Annotated in this window: 17 protein-coding genes and 2 pseudogenes; 11 read left to right on the top strand and 8 right to left on the bottom strand. The window is 54.1% G+C overall.

Annotated elements, in window-relative coordinates; genetic code table 11:
• The first annotated feature begins 70 nt into the window (after window positions 1-70).
• Complete coding sequence (locus RTE01_RS13980) at window positions 71-817, top strand: DeoR/GlpR family DNA-binding transcription regulator (RefSeq protein ID WP_123551347.1); 747 nt, start codon at window positions 71-73, stop codon at window positions 815-817.
• Between the two features lie 13 nt (window positions 818-830).
• A complete protein-coding gene (locus RTE01_RS13975) occupies window positions 831-1,913 on the top strand; it encodes an oxidoreductase (RefSeq protein WP_123551346.1) in 1,083 nt (360 codons plus the stop codon).
• A gap of 195 nt (window positions 1,914-2,108) precedes the next feature.
• Here RTE01_RS13975 and umuC read toward each other — a convergent pair whose 3' ends face one another.
• Both umuC and umuD read right to left on the bottom strand, forming a co-directional pair.
• Window positions 2,109-3,371 carry a translesion error-prone DNA polymerase V subunit UmuC gene (gene umuC, locus RTE01_RS13970; protein WP_115192943.1) on the bottom strand — a complete coding sequence of 421 codons (1,263 nt, stop codon included), beginning with the start codon at window positions 3,369-3,371 and terminating at the stop codon, window positions 2,109-2,111.
• Window positions 3,355-3,792: a translesion error-prone DNA polymerase V autoproteolytic subunit gene (gene umuD / locus RTE01_RS13965; protein ID WP_052474614.1), complete on the bottom strand. Its 438-nt coding sequence runs from the start codon at window positions 3,790-3,792 to the stop codon at window positions 3,355-3,357. Before umuD ends, umuC begins: the two co-directional genes overlap by 17 nt.
• A 277-nt stretch (window positions 3,793-4,069) precedes the next feature.
• Between umuD and RTE01_RS13960 the strand changes: the two genes are divergently transcribed.
• From RTE01_RS13960 to RTE01_RS26410, 6 genes and pseudogenes are all read left to right on the top strand, one after another.
• Window positions 4,070-4,264: a hypothetical protein gene (locus tag RTE01_RS13960; RefSeq protein ID WP_041145231.1), complete on the top strand. Its 195-nt coding sequence runs from the start codon at window positions 4,070-4,072 to the stop codon at window positions 4,262-4,264.
• A 157-nt stretch (window positions 4,265-4,421) separates the two neighbouring features.
• Window positions 4,422-4,667, top strand: a complete 246-nt coding sequence (locus tag RTE01_RS13955) for a DinI family protein (RefSeq protein ID WP_041145229.1) — start codon at window positions 4,422-4,424, stop codon at window positions 4,665-4,667.
• 755 nt (window positions 4,668-5,422) lie between these two features.
• Window positions 5,423-5,542: a small membrane protein gene (locus tag RTE01_RS13950; protein ID WP_139339383.1), complete on the top strand. Its 120-nt coding sequence runs from the start codon at window positions 5,423-5,425 to the stop codon at window positions 5,540-5,542.
• Between the two features lie 282 nt (window positions 5,543-5,824).
• Window positions 5,825-5,920 carry a YnaM/YnfT family protein gene (locus tag RTE01_RS26610; protein ID WP_353853576.1) on the top strand — a complete coding sequence of 32 codons (96 nt, stop codon included), beginning with the start codon at window positions 5,825-5,827 and terminating at the stop codon, window positions 5,918-5,920.
• Window positions 5,921-6,512: 592 nt separating this feature from the next.
• Window positions 6,513-7,085, top strand: a complete 573-nt coding sequence (locus RTE01_RS13945; RefSeq protein WP_041145228.1) for a DJ-1/PfpI family protein — start codon at window positions 6,513-6,515, stop codon at window positions 7,083-7,085.
• A gap of 247 nt (window positions 7,086-7,332) precedes the next feature.
• Window positions 7,333-7,479 (top strand): annotated as a pseudogene (locus RTE01_RS26410) (hypothetical protein); the annotation flags it as partial.
• Window positions 7,480-7,521: 42 nt separating this feature from the next.
• Here the strand turns inward: RTE01_RS26410 and RTE01_RS13940 are convergent.
• Together RTE01_RS13940 and RTE01_RS13935 are read right to left on the bottom strand one after the other, a co-directional pair.
• Window positions 7,522-8,433, bottom strand: coding sequence for an NmrA/HSCARG family protein (locus tag RTE01_RS13940; protein ID WP_141335118.1), 912 nt, complete (start codon window positions 8,431-8,433; stop codon window positions 7,522-7,524).
• Entirely contained in the window at window positions 8,426-9,274 is an 849-nt protein-coding gene (locus tag RTE01_RS13935; protein ID WP_141335104.1) for an MBL fold metallo-hydrolase, read from the bottom strand. The genes RTE01_RS13940 and RTE01_RS13935 overlap by 8 nt, the downstream gene beginning before the upstream one ends.
• 82 nt (window positions 9,275-9,356) lie before the next feature.
• Here RTE01_RS13935 and RTE01_RS26405 point away from each other — a divergent pair, with 82 nt between their 5' ends.
• The gene (locus RTE01_RS26405; RefSeq protein WP_141335116.1) at window positions 9,357-10,283 is read left to right on the top strand and encodes a LysR family transcriptional regulator; all 927 of its coding nucleotides are present in this window, start codon (window positions 9,357-9,359) and stop codon (window positions 10,281-10,283) included.
• Here the strand turns inward: RTE01_RS26405 and RTE01_RS13925 are convergent.
• Window positions 10,276-11,175, bottom strand: a complete 900-nt coding sequence (locus RTE01_RS13925; RefSeq protein WP_141335102.1) for a LysR family transcriptional regulator — start codon at window positions 11,173-11,175, stop codon at window positions 10,276-10,278. The two genes, RTE01_RS26405 and RTE01_RS13925, sit on opposite strands and share 8 nt — an antisense overlap.
• Window positions 11,176-11,317: 142 nt before the next feature.
• Here RTE01_RS13925 and RTE01_RS13920 point away from each other — a divergent pair, with 142 nt between their 5' ends.
• Window positions 11,318-12,247 carry an aromatic alcohol reductase gene (locus tag RTE01_RS13920; protein WP_141335100.1) on the top strand — a complete coding sequence of 310 codons (930 nt, stop codon included), beginning with the start codon at window positions 11,318-11,320 and terminating at the stop codon, window positions 12,245-12,247.
• Between the two features lie 14 nt (window positions 12,248-12,261).
• On the opposite strand, the gene RTE01_RS13915 is transcribed toward RTE01_RS13920, so the two are convergent.
• On the bottom strand, window positions 12,262-12,855 hold the full coding sequence (locus RTE01_RS13915; RefSeq protein ID WP_255313529.1) for a TetR/AcrR family transcriptional regulator: 594 nt from the start codon (window positions 12,853-12,855) through the stop codon (window positions 12,262-12,264).
• A 74-nt stretch (window positions 12,856-12,929) separates the two neighbouring features.
• Here RTE01_RS13915 and RTE01_RS13910 point away from each other — a divergent pair.
• A pseudogene (locus RTE01_RS13910) lies at window positions 12,930-13,154 on the top strand (SDR family NAD(P)-dependent oxidoreductase); the annotation flags it as partial.
• 115 nt (window positions 13,155-13,269) lie between these two features.
• Here the strand turns inward: RTE01_RS13910 and RTE01_RS13905 are convergent.
• Together RTE01_RS13905 and RTE01_RS13900 are read right to left on the bottom strand one after the other, a co-directional pair.
• Complete coding sequence (locus RTE01_RS13905) at window positions 13,270-13,506, bottom strand: YgdI/YgdR family lipoprotein (RefSeq protein WP_134525736.1); 237 nt, start codon at window positions 13,504-13,506, stop codon at window positions 13,270-13,272.
• 199 nt (window positions 13,507-13,705) lie between these two features.
• The gene (locus tag RTE01_RS13900; RefSeq protein ID WP_134525734.1) at window positions 13,706-15,322 is read right to left on the bottom strand and encodes a peptide ABC transporter substrate-binding protein; all 1,617 of its coding nucleotides are present in this window, start codon (window positions 15,320-15,322) and stop codon (window positions 13,706-13,708) included.
• Window positions 15,323-15,387: the final 65 nt, after the last annotated feature.

The following is a 15,387-nucleotide window of genomic DNA, read 5'->3' as shown; positions in this document are numbered from 1 at the left end:
CGCGGGATTTCTTTTGCCGCAAAATGCTGTATTATGCGATTTATTGCAGCAATTTGCAGGATTGAAGACCGTGCACAAAACCGCCAGACAAAAATACCTCCTGGATATCATTAGCGAAAATGGCCAGGTCAGCATCAGCGAGCTGGTCGACAGGCTGCAGGTTTCCGCGGACACCGTTCGCCGCGACCTGACCGATCTGCAAAAGCAGGGGCTGGCGCAAAAGAATCACGGCGGCGCTATCGCCCTCGACCTGTCGGCGATGAACCGCCAGGGCAGAAACGCCCTGCTGCCGAAGACCAAACAGCGGCTGGGTAAAATGGTGGCGGAGAAAATTCCTGCCGGCTCGACGATCTTTTTAGATGCCGGCAGCACCGTGCTGGCCGTCGCCAGCCACATCAAAGAGCCGATGACCGTCATCACCCCCTCTTTAGACATCGCCCAGCACTTCAGCGACCGGGCGGATATTCAGCTGATCCTGCTCGGCGGCAGGTGGGATATGCAGCAGCGCCTGTTTGCCGGCAGCGCCACCCTCGCGCTGCTCGCGCGCTATCGGGCTGATATCGCTATTCTCGGCGCCTGCGCGCTGCATGCGCAGCTGGGCTTAAGCGCCAGCCAGGAGGCCGACGCCGAGATCAAGCGCGCCATGCTGGCGGCCAGCACCGAGTGCTGGCTGGTTGCCGACCATATGAAACTGAACCACTGCGAGCCCTATCTGGTCGCCGGATTAGCCGAAATTCATCAGCTATTTTTAGATACGGCCTGGGAAGAAGCCGGGGACGACATTTCAACGCACATCAACATTGCTGACGCTCAATAGCGTGGAGAGAATAATGAACAAAGTTATCGCCGGTGACGGTAAGAACATTAATATTGCGCTGATCGGTTATGGGTTCGTGGGCAAAACCTTCCATGCGCCGCTGATCCGCTCGATTGACGGCCTGAAGCTGGCCGTCGTCTCTTCTCGCGACGAGGAGAAAGTTAAGCGCGACATTCCCGATGTTACCGTCATCGCCTCACCCGAAGAGGCGATCCGGCATCCGGATATCGATCTCGTGGTGATCGCCTCCCCTAACGCCACCCACGCCCCGCTCGCCAAACTGGCGCTAAACGCCGGTAAGCACGTGGTGGTTGATAAACCTTTTACCCTCGATATGCAGGAAGCTCGCGAACTTATCGCCCTGGCGCAGGAGAAGCAGCTGCTGCTCTCGGTATTCCACAACCGCCGCTGGGACAGCGACTTCCTCGGGATCAAGCAGGTTATTGAGCAGGGGCTTATCGGCAACGTGAAGCACTTTGAGTCGCATTTCGACCGCTTCCGCCCGGAAGTTCGCGTGCGCTGGAGAGAACAGAACGTGCCGGGAAGCGGCCTGTGGTTTGATTTAGGCCCGCACCTGATCGATCAGGCCCTGCAGCTGTTTGGCCTGCCGCAGTCGGTGCAGGGCAACATCGCCACTCTGCGCCAGGGCGCGGAGATCAATGACTGGGCGCACGTGGTCTTAAATTACCCCCAGCACAAGGTCATTCTGCACTGCAGCATGCTGGTCGCCGGCGGCAGCGCACGCTTTACCGTTCACGGTGACCAGGGCAGCGCGGTCAAACAAAAAGCCGACCAGCAGGAGAGCCAGCTGCTGGCGGGCGTCATTCCCGGCAGCGCAGGCTGGGGCCAGGATGACGATAGCCTGAGCATTTTTGACGCGCAATCGCAGGTTCAGGAAGTGGGCGCGCCGCAGGGCGATCAGCGTCAGTACTACATCAACGTGCGCGATGCGCTCACCGGCAAGATTGAAAACCCGGTGCAGCCGCTGCAGGCGCTCGCCGTCATGGCCGTGCTGGAGGCCGCCGTTCTCTCCGCAGAAACCGGCACGCTGCAGACGTTAGCGCTCACCGCCGACGAGCTGGCCGCGCTGAAGTAATCGTCGTATAAACATGGCCTGCGGCTTCGCAGGTCATGTCCTTCCCCCGGCTTCAGCCCAGGGCTTCGTTTTCCGGCTCGATCCCCATCGTTTTCCAATAATGCGCGGTAAGCCGCGACGTCGCCAGCGCGACATTGCGATCCAGCGCGGCCTGCAGCAGCCGCTCGTTGGTCGCGCCGTGAATACCCCGGCGGCCTATTTGACGACGGGCAAATCGGCGTAGCGGGTCGTATAGCCGGGCGATAGCATCTCTCGCTTCATCGCCCAGCTTTTTTGAATGCCCTGCCCGGCAAACCACACGCTGCCGCGACCCGAGCGATTCAGTCTATCCACCACCTGCATCAGCGCGGCGCTGTTCGCCTGCGGCTGATACTCATCAAACAGGTTGAGCTGCGCCACGCCCTGACTGAAGAAATCACCCAGCATGATGCCGGCTTTCATATAGCGAAAGCCGTCCTTCCACACTCTGTCCAGCGCGTGGATAGCGACGCGAATAATGTCCCGGGTATCGTCGGAAGGCGTTGCCAGCCGACCGCTGGCCTGAGGAGCGTAGAAGGCTTCATTTTCGGCGTGCGGGCTGGTCCGCATAAAGACGCTAACCGCGCGGCAGTACTGCTTCTCTACCCTGAGCTTTTCCGCCGCGCGTTCAGCATAGGCGCAAACCGCCTGATGCATATCGCTATATTGGGTAATGCGGTGGCCAAACGAACGGCTACAGATAATCTGCTGTTTGGTCGGCGCAAACTCATCCGTCTGCAGGCAGGATTCCCCCCGCAGCTCGCGCACCGTGCGCTCCAGCACGACGTTAAAGTGCTTACGTATCACCCAGGTAGAGCTGTCGGCAAGCTGCAGCGCGTTTTCGATGCCCATCAGCTCCAGCTTTTTTGCGATCCGACGACCCACGCCCCAAACTTCATGCACCGGCACCAGAGCGAGCAGCTTACGCTGGCGATCGCGATTCGATAGTTCGACCACGCCGCCGGTTTTGCTCCACGTTTTAGCCGCGAAATTCGCCAGCTTGGCGAGCGTTTTAGTCGGCGCGATGCCAACCCCAACCGTGAGTCCGGTATGCTTCAGGACCCGAGCGCGCATTTGCTGGCCGAAGGTCTCAAGCGGCATATAGCTGGAGATACCGGCTAAATTAACGAAGGCCTCATCGATGGAGTAGATTTCAATCGCCGGCGCCATCTCCGTTAGCGTCATCATCACCCGGTGGCTGAGATCGGCATAGAGGGCATAGTTCGAGCTAAAAACGGCCACCTGCAAACGCTGCAGATCGTCTTTAATTTTGAAATAAGGCGCCGCCATGGGAATACCCAGCGCCTTTGCCTGCGCCGAGCGTGAAATAATACAGCCATCGTTATTTGACACCACCACCACCGCTTTTCCCTGCAGGTCTGGCCGGAAAACGGTTTCGCAGGAGGCATAGAAGCTGTTGACATCAACAAGCGCGAACATGTCGGTGTGATTTTAAGCTGAAGGTGACCACGCCGAATATTTGCAGCTCCTCTCCCGGCTGGCAGACAACGGGGGAATAGCTGAGGTTACGCGGTATGAGCTGAAGGACAGGCCGGGTTTGCAGCTCCTTGACGGTAAACTCGCCGGCGACGGCAGCAATCACAATATCGCCATGCTCCGCGGTTAGCGAACGGTCAACCACCAGCAGGTCGCCATCATCAATCCCGGCCCCCGTCATTGAATCACCGCTCACCCTGACAAAGTAGGTCGCGTTTGGGTGCCTGATGGCCAGCTTATTCAAATCAAGGGTATCTTCGACATAGTCCTGGGCCGGGCTGGGAAAGCCGCAGGGAACAAGATCGCGAAACAGCGGCACCAAAAACCGTGGCGACGACTCAACCGGCTTGTAGAACGTCAACATAAACTCACCTGGCATAATAACTGTGTTTATATACAGTATAAATAAATCATCAGGGTTAATCAAGCCACTCATGCTCCGTTATCGCGAAGGCCTTGAAGTTCGGCCATATTTAGGCGGATGCTGTGGCTCGTCGCGCCAGGCGGCGCTAAAAATAACGCGTCTCTGGCAATCTCACGCGATTCGTAGCAGGATAGATGCTTGCAAGCAACGCGTTATGGTGAGGTACCATAACCACAAACTATGGCGATTCGTCCGACATACTGAACGGGAGATTCTTATGTACTACACGTTAGGAGATACCACCCTCCACTTTTATCGCTATCAGTGCCGTTTCTACGTTGCCCACTGGGATGGCGGCAACGTAATGACCGACAAGTTTAAGCAGTTCATCGAGCTGATTACTGAAAAAACGGGAATTGACGCGAAGAACGTCGAGGCGGTTGCGCGAGACTATTTCAACAACGTCGATTAACGGTTGTTTAGTAGCTGAATAACCGACCACCGCTTATTACGTACAAGCCCTGTGCTGGCCGGCTGGCGAGGCGGAAAATGCGCGCTGTTCTCCCTCTCGCCTTGACACTGTACAAAAAAACAGTATAACTACTGCCTACCGTTACAGGAGCCAAAGCATGTTTGTAGAACTGGTTTATGACAAAAGAAATTTTGAAGGGTTAGCCGGGGCCAGAGAGACCATTATGGCTGAACTCACCAAACGTATTCACCGCATTTTTCCTGAAGCTGACGTTCGCGTTAAGCCGATGATGACGCTGCCCGCCATCAATACGGATGCCAGCAAGCATGAAAAGGAGCAGATCAGCCGCGCCGTTCAGGAGATGTTTGAAGAAGCGGATATGTGGATGACCGCAGACGAATAAGCCAGGCCGCTGCGTTGATATCAACAGCGTTTTTTCAGGGACCGGCGTTAGCATTCCCCAATACTGTTCCCTGGATATCAATTTGCCCTGCAAATATTTTCCCCGGCCACCGGCGCTGCTCGCCGGCCGTTTAAATACGCTCTCCTGTTCACCTGACTTAAATTTATCCGCGACCAGAGAAACAAGTAGCGGCATCAACACCAGACACAAACTGACTCCCTGAATATTACGTAATTTTATATTCACAATCTGAATATAATGAAACCCACTGCAGATTATCCTGACCATAGCGGCTGAGGAATAACTCCCGTCGTACCCATAGCCCTTTTTTCAGGCAACGTTGCCGCAAAATATTCTGGCAACGGCCGGCAGCTTACGCGGGCAACACCGATCGGCGGCATCCTTTTCCCTACGCATTCCCTCCACGGCGATTTTCGTCCGAGAGTGAGCCTATGTTTCTAAATTGTTTCAGTCAGTTAGTTCATGAAAACGGCACGGATGATGCTCACTTTTGGCCCTCACAGCCCAAATCCCCTCTAGCATCTTTAAACAAAATAGCGGCGATTAATTGAAATATTATGCTACACCGATGCGAAGGCATCGATATGAAAACCCAGCATTCATTCATAAACATCATTAAAAAATTTTTTTTGATAACTATGAAAAATATTTCATTAGGATTTTTCTTAAGGCGAGAGTAAATTTCTTCGCATAAAAGCAAGAATATCCATAAATTTCTCGGGGAATAAACGCGTATGGCGAATTTACTCTTTTTAGCACTGGCGGTCGCACTGCTCCTGGTCGCTGTTTTTTCTCTTATTTCGTATATAAGAGATCGCAAGAAACAAAAGTTTACCTTCAAAAAAAGACGCTAGCGGCAACAACGTTAGGGGGACGAGCACGCGTTGAGTCCCTTTAACCTACGCAGCCGGGCGCGCGCAGGGGCCATCTTTGAGGGTATCTCTTTGAAATAGCTTAAATAGCCCGAATTACTGCGCTGTACCCAGGCTTGGGGAAGCGAGAAATATATTATTGCATCACGTCAGGCCATCGCATCCCGAACGGGTTCTGTTTATTTTTATTTGCGGAACTATTGCTCAGGTACGCAGTCTGATTACTGTCTGTATAAAACTATCGAGACTGCTGTGACCACACTTATGATTGTTGTAACAACGCTTGCCGTGCTTAGTCTGTTCGTATTGAGTCTGGCAAAAGTTGGAATCGCTGTATCCAATAACCCCGACGAGTTCTGATTGCTCTTCGGGCCATCGTCGAATCACCAAACTCCCTGTCGCTGATCCTACATACCGCACGTCAGCGATTATCGTTTTTCCGTACCGCCGCCCTCTTCTTTTTTGCAGAACCCTCTCCTTTGCAGAAGCGCTTTACCACCGCGGGTGCTCGCCGCTTCCTTCCGCTGCCGTCACCTCTCTCCGATCCGTCACCCGGAGCCGCTGACGCACTGGCCGAGGAGACGGCCGGCAAACCTACTCCTTCGTTCGCTTACGCCGATATTTACGCTTAAATTTAATATCGATGGCAAAAATAACCACGATAACACCGACAAGCCATAACAAGGTGGCACCAGTTTCAGCAACGTTCACAACATCCCTTTACCCATCATTTAATGTTATGGGTAACATTAAGAACCATATAAAACCAGTAAGCAATCGTTTTCGTTACAATTGTATGGCAAATAAATGGCGGAATGTCGCATCCGCAAGCAACAGCTCAGAAATCCGCCGCCAGCGGATGGAATGAAGCTCCCAGGGCGGAGATTGACGGTTCGCATTCCCTCTTCCACCAGGCTATATCTTAGACACCTTTATACGTACAGGAGTGATGATGGTGAGCAAGAAGATTCTGATGCTGGTGGGCGACTACGCCGAAGATTACGAAACGATGGTGCCGTTTCAGGCATTGCAGATGATTGGTCATCAGGTTGACGCGGTGTGCCCCGATAAAACCAAAGGTGACTACATCATGACGGCGATCCACGATTTTGACGGTGCCCAGACCTATAGCGAAAAACCCGGCCACCGCTTTGTTCTTAACGCCGACTTTTCCGCAGTGAAAGAACAGGATTACGACGCGCTGCTGATCCCCGGCGGACGGGCGCCTGAATATCTGCGCCTGAATGAGGAGGTGCTCAAGCTGGTGCAGGCGTTTGACCGCGCGGGTAAGCCGATTGCCGCCGTTTGCCACGGCCCGCAGCTGCTGGCCGCGGCCGGCGTGCTAAAAGGACGTACCTGCAGCGCCTATCCGGCCTGTGCTCCGGAAGTCCGGCTCAGCGGCGGACACTATGCCGACATCGGTATCGATCAGGCGCACGTTGACGGCAACCTGGTCACCGCTCCCGCCTGGCCCGCGCACCCGCAGTGGCTGGCGAAATTTGCCGAAGTGCTGCAGCAGCAATAGGTTGAACCGACACGTCAAAGCGGGCGAAGGCCGCTGGCAGGCGGTAATGGCGTGGAGAACCGCGCCATTACCGAATCACGATGAGATAACGAACTACGGGTGCTTGGTTATGTACTCGTCCCATAACATTATGTCTGATAATGGTTTTTTCTTATCTGCAAAAACCGATACCGACATTATTACCGCAGGCAAAAAAGTTTTCTGTTTGCCGCTAATATCGCTCTCGCCTTAAGAGGCGCAAACGCATTTTGACTGGTTCGCGATGTTCGCCGCCATGAACCTGCGTGCATCATCGGTCTGGACGCGTCAGCAGTTGAATTGGCAACCCACCGGCCCCGGCCTGCTCGACGATTTGCAGAATATGGATTACGCCTCGCTATTATCGTCCCGATAGCCCCTTCCCGGCTCCACATTGCTGGAGCCGGGTAAAGCGGGTTTACCGGTTAAACTCCCAACTGGCAGAGGTTGCCAGCGCCCGTTCGAAAGCCTCTCGCCCGCTTCCCGCCAGCCACGACTCAAAGGATTGCAGCTGCGGATTCATTTGCCGCATCGTCTCCAGGGAGGCGTGCCCCGCCAGCCGTCCATCATCCACCAGCGCGGTCAGCTTTTGCAGAAAGGGATTGGCGGCCAGCACCTCATCGGAAAAACGAGAATAGGGAATCAGCCGCCCTGCTGCTGCGGAGAACCGTTCCTGAAGCTGCTGACCAGTGACGACATCGCTGGCGATGTCAAACGTTTTACCTTTAAACCGCTCTGGCCCAGCGTAAATCGCGGCGACAATTTTACCGATATCTTCAACCGCGATAACCTGCACGAAGCCTTCAGGCTGCATAAAAAAGGTAAAACGGCTTTCATCAAGCCCGAAACCGGGCATTACCAGCAGTTCCATAAACATGGCTGGTCGCACGATAGTCGAAATAATTGGCAGCGTACGAATATAGCGTTCGATTTCAGCTTTTGTGTCGAAATGCGCAAGACCCGTTGGTTTATCACCCACCGCGCTACCTGAAGAGTAGACCAGGTGCTGTACACCGTACTCGACGGCAAGACTGGCGATCGTCTTACCATAGCGAACTTCATCGTCGTCGGTTACCGTCCCTCCCGGTGAACTGGGCTGGACGCTGAAAACGCCGTATACGCCTTTCATCGCCTCTCTCATCGCGTCGACATCATCGAACGTCCCGGTCACCATTTCAGCACCCGAATCCCGAAGGGCGAGCGATACCTGAGAGGAGGGATTACGCACCATAACGCGTACCGGCCAGCCGTTATTGAGTAGCGCCCTTGCCACGGAGCCGCCCTGCTGACCCGTTGCGCCGAAAACCAATATGAAAGATCGGTTATTCATCATTATTGTCACTCGCCTCCATCCAGCCATAGTTCCCATACCCGTCGACGCTAAGCCAGCCGCAGGACTGTCCGGCGAGATGTGCGCTAAGCCACAGGGCATGATGTTCCGCACACCACGCCATCGCCCAATGTCGGGATTTTTCCGCCTGCTCGTGGTCGCCGCAAAACACCGAATTCCATGCCGGGTGGCTAAACTGCAACGGTGAATGCACAATATCTCCGGCAAAAAAGGCATATTCACCGCCGCAGGACAATATCAATGCCGCATGATCGGGGCTGTGCCCGGGCGTTGGCACATAGCATATTCGTCCGCCAAACAACGGCTGCGCAGCAACATCTATTGTTTCCAGCAGGCCCGCTTCAATCACCGGCAGCAGGCTGTCGAGCCATAAATTCCGGTAGCGTTCGCTGTCTTTTACCCGCATCAGCTCTTTCTCAGAGCAGATATATCGCGCATTAGGAAACAGCGGCACCCAACGATTTTCACGCCACACGGTATTCCAGCCGACATGGTCAGTATGCAGGTGCGTCATTAATACCAACGTCACCTCTTCCGGCTTGATACCTGTTGCCAGAAGGTTCTCCAGATAGGGCGTGTCTAACTGATGATAAAACGGATTATTCCCGCGATCGCGGTCGTTACCGGTCCCGGTATCAATCACAATAATATCGTCGGGGGTGCGGACGACCCAACTATGTATTGATAGTGAAACCGGTTGGTTAGCCTCATCAGAATCCGCTGACTGGAGAGAGTCTGGATATAAATCCGCTACCGAAATGTGAATTTCACGTTCCAGCACTTTAAAAATAACGCTGTCGCCTGTTCGATACTGTTGCATCAAGCCCTCCGCGCATGGTTGATTTTTCCGGGTGATGTTCACTATCCTTCTGGCAGGAATAACATTCAAATTGATTATTATGATGAAGAAAATCATTGAAAATGATTTCAGCCGAATAGATTTGAATCTGCTGACAGTCTTTCTGGTGCTATACCGGGAGGGCAGCGTCACCCGCAGCGCAGAGGTTCTGCATCTGGGGCAGCCCGCCATCAGCGGGGCGCTGAAACGGCTGCGCGAGATGTTCAACGACCCGCTGTTTGTACGCAGCGCCAAAGGGATGCTGCCGACACCGCGCGCTGAAGCGTTGATGGTCAATATGCAGCCGCTGATGGAAAACCTGCATACGGTGATGTTTGGTGCACAGGACTTCTCTCCCGCCACGGCAAAGCACACCTTTCGACTGGGCATGAGCGACTGGAGCGAGCACTGGCTGATGCCAGATTTATTGCCCGCCATCGCCCATGAAGCACCGGGCGTGGAGCTGCATATTGCCGCCGCCGATCCCTTTCAGGTTCGTCGATTACTGGAAGACGATGTTATTGATATTGCCGTTTCGCTGAATAAGCCGAGCACCGGTGAAGTCGTCAGCGAGCCGGTCATGACGATGGGGGTTTCCACGCTCTGGTCGCCACAACAAATCCCTTGTGATGGGCCATTGTCGATAAACGACTTTATCGCTTATGAGCACATCATGGTGTCGTATCGCGAATCAAACCACAGCGAAATTGACCGCCAGCTCGCCGATCAGGGGTTACAACGTCACGTGCATTATGTGACGGCGAATTTTTCTACCTTTCCTCTGCTGTTAACCACCATGCCGGTTTTCGCCACGGTTCCCGACGGGCTGGCCCAACGCTGGCAGCAGCATTTTGCTTTGCGCTCCAGCGAAACACCCGTGAATTATCCCACTTTTACGCTGTGCATTTTGCGCCACAAGCGCCGGGTACAGGATCCTGCGCTGAACTGGTTGATGGAAAAGTTAAAACAGGCCATGCAGAGCACTACATAACCGGCTGGTGCAAAACTGCACGGCTCCAGTCATAAAAAGCGCGAACCGAAGGCGGAAGATAGCGGTTTTGCGGATAGACAAGGGAAAGCGGCAGATCGAAAGTAAAATTGCCCATGCAGGAAACCAGCGCCCCACTCTTCAAATATGGCGCAACCAGATAGCTGGCAACACGAATGAGTCCAAGACCTTCGATACCAGCCTGGATGTAGGCATCCGTATCATCAACGACTAGCGTCTCTTTCATACGGATCGCACAATCGCCGTCATCACGTGTAAAAAACCACTCGGTGGTACGTCCGGTGCGGTGGTTCAGGTAGCCAACTGCATGATGCCTTTCCAGATCGTCAAACGTCACTGGCTTGCCATGGCGCTCAATGTACGTCGGCGACGCCAGAACTACCCACCTAAAATTCGCCAGAGGTCGCGCGACCAGCGTCGTTGAATCCTCGATCCTGCCGGTGCGGATCACGCAGTCATACCCTTCCTGAATGATGTCTTCCACGTTATCGCTGGAACAGAGTATCAACTCCAGCTCGGGATACTGGCGCAGAAATGCCGGGAGCCGGGGAAGAATGCAATGTCGGGCGAGAGACTGCGGCATCCCGACTTTAAAACGGCCTCTGGGCTGTGCAGTTCTGCCGGGAAATGAAGACTCCATTGTTGCAATATCCGCCAGGAGATTTTTGCACTCATCGTAGTAACGGCGGCCCTCTGCGGTCACGCTAAGTTTGCGGGTGGTACGCTGTAAAAGCTGAATCCCCAGGTATGCCTCCAGCGCCTTAACGACCCGCGATACCGTTGAACGCGGTAGCCCCAGCACTTCTGCCGCCCTGGCGAAGCTATGGGTATCTACCACGTGAACATAGACCTGCATTGATTCCAGCTTATCCATATTCCCACCGTGCCTGAACGCGTTGATTATCCCATTTTTACGAACAGTCTAACCTGTATTCATCGTCTTATCGAATGAGGCACGCTGACGTAACCTTTCTCTACTCGCAGAAAACAGGCGATTTAACAAAGTGAGGTTCCACATGAAAGAACGTAATATTAAGACGAGCGAGAGAGTATTAGTGCTGGGAGCGGGACAACTGGGGGCCGCCGTGCTGGACTCACTGATTCCGGCTGTCACGCAGCACAATGGCGCCGTCTCCGTTATCGTGTCGCCCGGTTCCTGGGATACACAAGGCAAACTGCAATCTGAAACTCATCAAAAACTGTCTGATGCGGGGGCAGAATTTATCGCTGTCGATGTCGCCGCTAGCGCGATTGAATCATTAAAAAACTACTTTGCGGATTTTGATACCGTAATTAACTGCATGGGGTTTGTCGCTGGCGCAGGTACCCAGATAAAAATTACCCGCGCGGTGCTGGAAGCTGGCGTTAGCCGCTATTTCCCCTGGCAGTTTGGCGTGAATTACGATGTGGTCGGCAAAGGGAGCGGTCAACCCGTCTGGGACGAGCAGTATGACGTCAGGACGCTGCTGCGGGAACAAAACACGACGCAATGGGTCATTGTTTCAACCGGCATGTTTACCTGTTTTCTCTTCGAACCGGCATTCGATGTGGTGAATTTATCCGAAAATACCATCAATGCGCTTGGGGGATGGAACACGCAGGTGACCGTCACCTCTCCTGCGGATATTGGCCGACTAACCACCGAAATTTATTTGCATCAGCCGCGAATCATAAATGAAGTGATATTTGTCGCGGGTGAAACAACCTCCTATGGAAAACTGGCGGAAACCGTTGAACGCGTGACAAATCAAACCTTTGCCAAAGACGTATTGACCCTACCCACGCTACTGGATGAACTGCATTTAAATCCGGGTGACCCGATGCTTCGCTATCGTGCAGCTTTCGCCAGGGGAGACGGCATGTGGTGGCCGATGATCAACACCTGGAATGTACAGAATAATATTCCGACTCAGGATATTGAATCCTGGCTAAAAACAGTCATTTAATTGAAACGCTGGCATCAGCGTGAAAGTATCTGTCGCAGCGCCAGACCCGCCAGGCGTACGGTTTCCCGTAGACGCTCCAGGCTATCCCCTGCCCGCGCTTTCGCGGAGAGACCAGACATCAGCGTACTCATAAAGTCGGTCAACCGAACGGCGTCCTGCGGATATTGCCTGGCAATATAGTCCCGAAGGCTATTTTCAGCGGCAGTATGCAGCGCGCACGCCGCCTCGCGAGCCTCGGGATCGTTGCAATGGGTGCCTTCCAGCACCAGGCACCCGGCAGCGGTCAAATCAGTAACGTAACGTCTCGCTGCCTCGTTCAGAACATCTATCAAACATTCAACTACTGGGCGATCGTTACGCAAAAGCGACGTAAAAGGGATCGCGCCGGTATGGCTATAGCGCTCCAATACGCGGGTATACAGCCCGAACTTACTGCCAAAGGCAGCATAGAAGCTGGGCGGATTGATGCCGAACGCTTTTGTCAGGTCAGCAACACTGACTGCGTCATAACCCCGTGAGTGAAAAAGGTATTGCGCGGTTTCAATGGCCTGCACGGGATCAAACTGGCGGGGGCGCCCCGGGGTGCGACTATTTTTTGTAGTGCTCACTACATTACTCCTTGACGGCATGATCTTTCGAAGCATATTGTAATCATCACTACAATATCATGAGGAACAGGTTTATGGCTGCATTACACAAGAAATCGGTACTGGTGTTGGGCGGGAGTCGTGGTATTGGCGCGGCTATCGTACGACGCTTTGCTTCAGATGGCGCTTCAGTCGTTTTCACCTACGCCGGATCGCCGGAAGCCGCAGCGAAACTGGCAACGGAAACCGGAAGTACCGCAGTTCAGACGGACAGCGCCGATCGTGACGCGGTGATAAAGCGGGTGCGTGACAGCGGGCCATGCACACCATCGACGGTGCGTTTGGCGCATAATTGTATGATGACCGGCACTTCCTTAAGCGGTAGAACGATTATCGGGTTACCGCTTTTACCCTCCATCAAATGAAAATCTCACATCACCATCCCAGCTTTGTTGCCCCTTTTGTCGTCTGAACGACCTCACCGGTTTTGATGACGCGATGATAACCATAAGCATCAGCGTATTTCGTCATGCCCGTCGCAGCATCCACCTCAGGCGCTCCCTGAGTTTCAATATGCTCTCCCGACCGGGTTGTCATCGTGTATGTCGTTGTGCATCCGGTCAACATCAGGACCACAAAACCCAATACTGTGGAAATAATAGGCTTTTTCATCTCAATATCCCGTAAATAATATAATTTTCTGTACATTACCGAAAATTAAGGGAGCGGGATGAATGATTGTTGCTTTATCAGCTTTTGACGACTCCCCGCTCAGATTGGGCGAGGGTCTGAAAGAGAACCTGGCGCAACAAGCCGCGCCAGTTCTGGGTTTAGCGATGGTTGTCTGACACCATCAGGCAACCGGTACTGATTAGTGCTTGACGATATACATTGTCCGGCTATAGGCGACATCTTCCGGGTTGGTAATCGGATAGCCCTTCAGCCACGGCTTAATCAAACGTCCGTTGGTGTATTGATAAATTGGCGCAATGGGCGCTTTGGCCATGATTATCTTTTCTGCCGCGTTGTAATCATCGTTACGCGCCTTATCCGACGTCTCCTGCGCCGCCTGGGCTAAGATCTTGTCATAGGTCGGATCGTTAAAGCGGGAGATATTGCCGCTATGGGTCGAGGTCAGCAGCGACAGGAAGGTGGAAGGCTCGTTGTAATCCCCCACCCACGAGGCGCGAATCACGTCGAAATTACCGGTGTTTCGGCTATCGATATACGTTTTCCACTCCTGATTCTGTAGCTTGACGTCGACGCCGAGGTTTTTCTTCCACATTGACGCCACCGCGATGGCAATCTTCTGGTGGTTTTCCGAGGTGTTATACAGCAGCGTCAGCTGCAGCGGACGGCCAGGGCCATAGCCCGCCGCCTGCAGCAGCGCCTTGGCCTGCGCGTTCAGCTCGGCCTGGCTCATGCTCTCCGCCTGCGAGGGCTGCGGCGTAAACCCTGCCGTCACGTCCGGGGTGAAGTGCCAGGCCGGTTTTTCGCCGGTTCCCAGCACTTTTTCCGCCATCAGGCGGCGGTCGATGGTCAGGCTCAGCGCCAGGCGCACGCGCTCGTCGGCGGTCGGCCCCTTCTGCGTGTTAAAGGCGTAGTAGTAGGTGCCCAGCTGCGGCGGGGTGTACACCTGCCCCGGAATATCTTTCAGCAATTTTTGGTACAGGTTTTTCGGGAAGGATTCGGTGATATCGATATCCCCAGCCAGGTAGCGCTTGGTCGCCGACGACTCCTGGTTAATCGGTACAAAGGTCACCTGCTGGATAACCGTTTTGCCATTATCCCAGTAGTGGCTGTTAGGGACGACAACCAGCTTTTCGTTAACCACCCGGTCTTTTAACACGTAGGCCCCGTTGCCGATAAGGTTGCCCGGACGCGTCCAGTTAGCGCCGCTCTCGACGTTCGCTTTCTGTACCGGATAAAACGCGAAGCTGGCCGTCAGATTGCTGAACCACGGCAGCGGCTTATCCAGCTGCACCCGCAGCGTGCGCGCATCTACGGCGGTAACCCCCAGCGTATCGACCGCGGCCTTACCGTCGATAATATTTTGCGCATTCGTTATGCCCGCCAGCGCGGCGAACCAGGCAAAGGGTGACGTCGTTTTCGGATCTACCAGGCGCTGCCAGCTGTAGACGAAGTCCTGCGCCGTAACCGGGGTACCGTCCGACCAGCGGGCGTCATCGCGCAGGGTAAAGGTCCAGACCCGGTTATCGTTGCTCTGCCAGCGGGTCGCCACGCCGGGAATCAGATTGCCCTTAGCGTCCTGGTTGACTAAACCTTCAAAAAGATCGCGGATCACCTGAATTTCCGGCAAGCCCACGGCTTTAGCGGGATCTAATGAGGCCGGCTCATCTTTAATATGCCGTACCAGTACCTGTTTCTCGGCTAAGACGGTACCCGGAGGGACATCCGCCGCCCAGGCCAGAGATGAAACGCTGGCTAACCACAGCGCGCCGCATGTCAATGTGACAGGATACTTCATAAGATCCCCTTTAAAATAAAAAAACCAGAGCTGGCAGAAGGATGATTATTTGTTTCATCACCTGA

Source organism: Klebsiella terrigena (genome assembly GCF_006539725.1).
Classification (GTDB): domain Bacteria; phylum Pseudomonadota; class Gammaproteobacteria; order Enterobacterales; family Enterobacteriaceae; genus Klebsiella; species Klebsiella terrigena.
This window is presented reverse-complemented; position numbering and strand designations above follow the sequence as displayed.

Bases quoted from the DNA above. Each gene is read 5' to 3' on its own strand.
- RTE01_RS13975 (WP_123551346.1), top strand. From the start codon at position 831: ATGAACAAAGTTATCGCCGGTGACGGTAAGAACATTAATATTGCGCTG.
- umuC (WP_115192943.1), bottom strand. From the start codon at position 3,371: ATGTTCGCGCTTGTTGATGTCAACAGCTTCTATGCCTCCTGCGAAACC.
- umuD (WP_052474614.1), bottom strand. From the start codon at position 3,792: ATGTTGACGTTCTACAAGCCGGTTGAGTCGTCGCCACGGTTTTTGGTG.
- RTE01_RS13960 (WP_041145231.1), top strand. From the start codon at position 4,070: ATGTACTACACGTTAGGAGATACCACCCTCCACTTTTATCGCTATCAG.
- RTE01_RS13955 (WP_041145229.1), top strand. From the start codon at position 4,422: ATGTTTGTAGAACTGGTTTATGACAAAAGAAATTTTGAAGGGTTAGCC.
- RTE01_RS13950 (WP_139339383.1), top strand. From the start codon at position 5,423: ATGGCGAATTTACTCTTTTTAGCACTGGCGGTCGCACTGCTCCTGGTC.
- RTE01_RS26610 (WP_353853576.1), top strand. From the start codon at position 5,825: ATGATTGTTGTAACAACGCTTGCCGTGCTTAGTCTGTTCGTATTGAGT.
- RTE01_RS13945 (WP_041145228.1), top strand. From the start codon at position 6,513: ATGGTGAGCAAGAAGATTCTGATGCTGGTGGGCGACTACGCCGAAGAT.
- RTE01_RS13940 (WP_141335118.1), bottom strand. From the start codon at position 8,433: ATGAATAACCGATCTTTCATATTGGTTTTCGGCGCAACGGGTCAGCAG.
- RTE01_RS13935 (WP_141335104.1), bottom strand. From the start codon at position 9,274: ATGCAACAGTATCGAACAGGCGACAGCGTTATTTTTAAAGTGCTGGAA.
- RTE01_RS26405 (WP_141335116.1), top strand. From the start codon at position 9,357: ATGAAGAAAATCATTGAAAATGATTTCAGCCGAATAGATTTGAATCTG.
- RTE01_RS13925 (WP_141335102.1), bottom strand. From the start codon at position 11,175: ATGGATAAGCTGGAATCAATGCAGGTCTATGTTCACGTGGTAGATACC.
- RTE01_RS13920 (WP_141335100.1), top strand. From the start codon at position 11,318: ATGAAAGAACGTAATATTAAGACGAGCGAGAGAGTATTAGTGCTGGGA.
- RTE01_RS13905 (WP_134525736.1), bottom strand. From the start codon at position 13,506: ATGAAAAAGCCTATTATTTCCACAGTATTGGGTTTTGTGGTCCTGATG.
- RTE01_RS13900 (WP_134525734.1), bottom strand. From the start codon at position 15,322: ATGAAGTATCCTGTCACATTGACATGCGGCGCGCTGTGGTTAGCCAGC.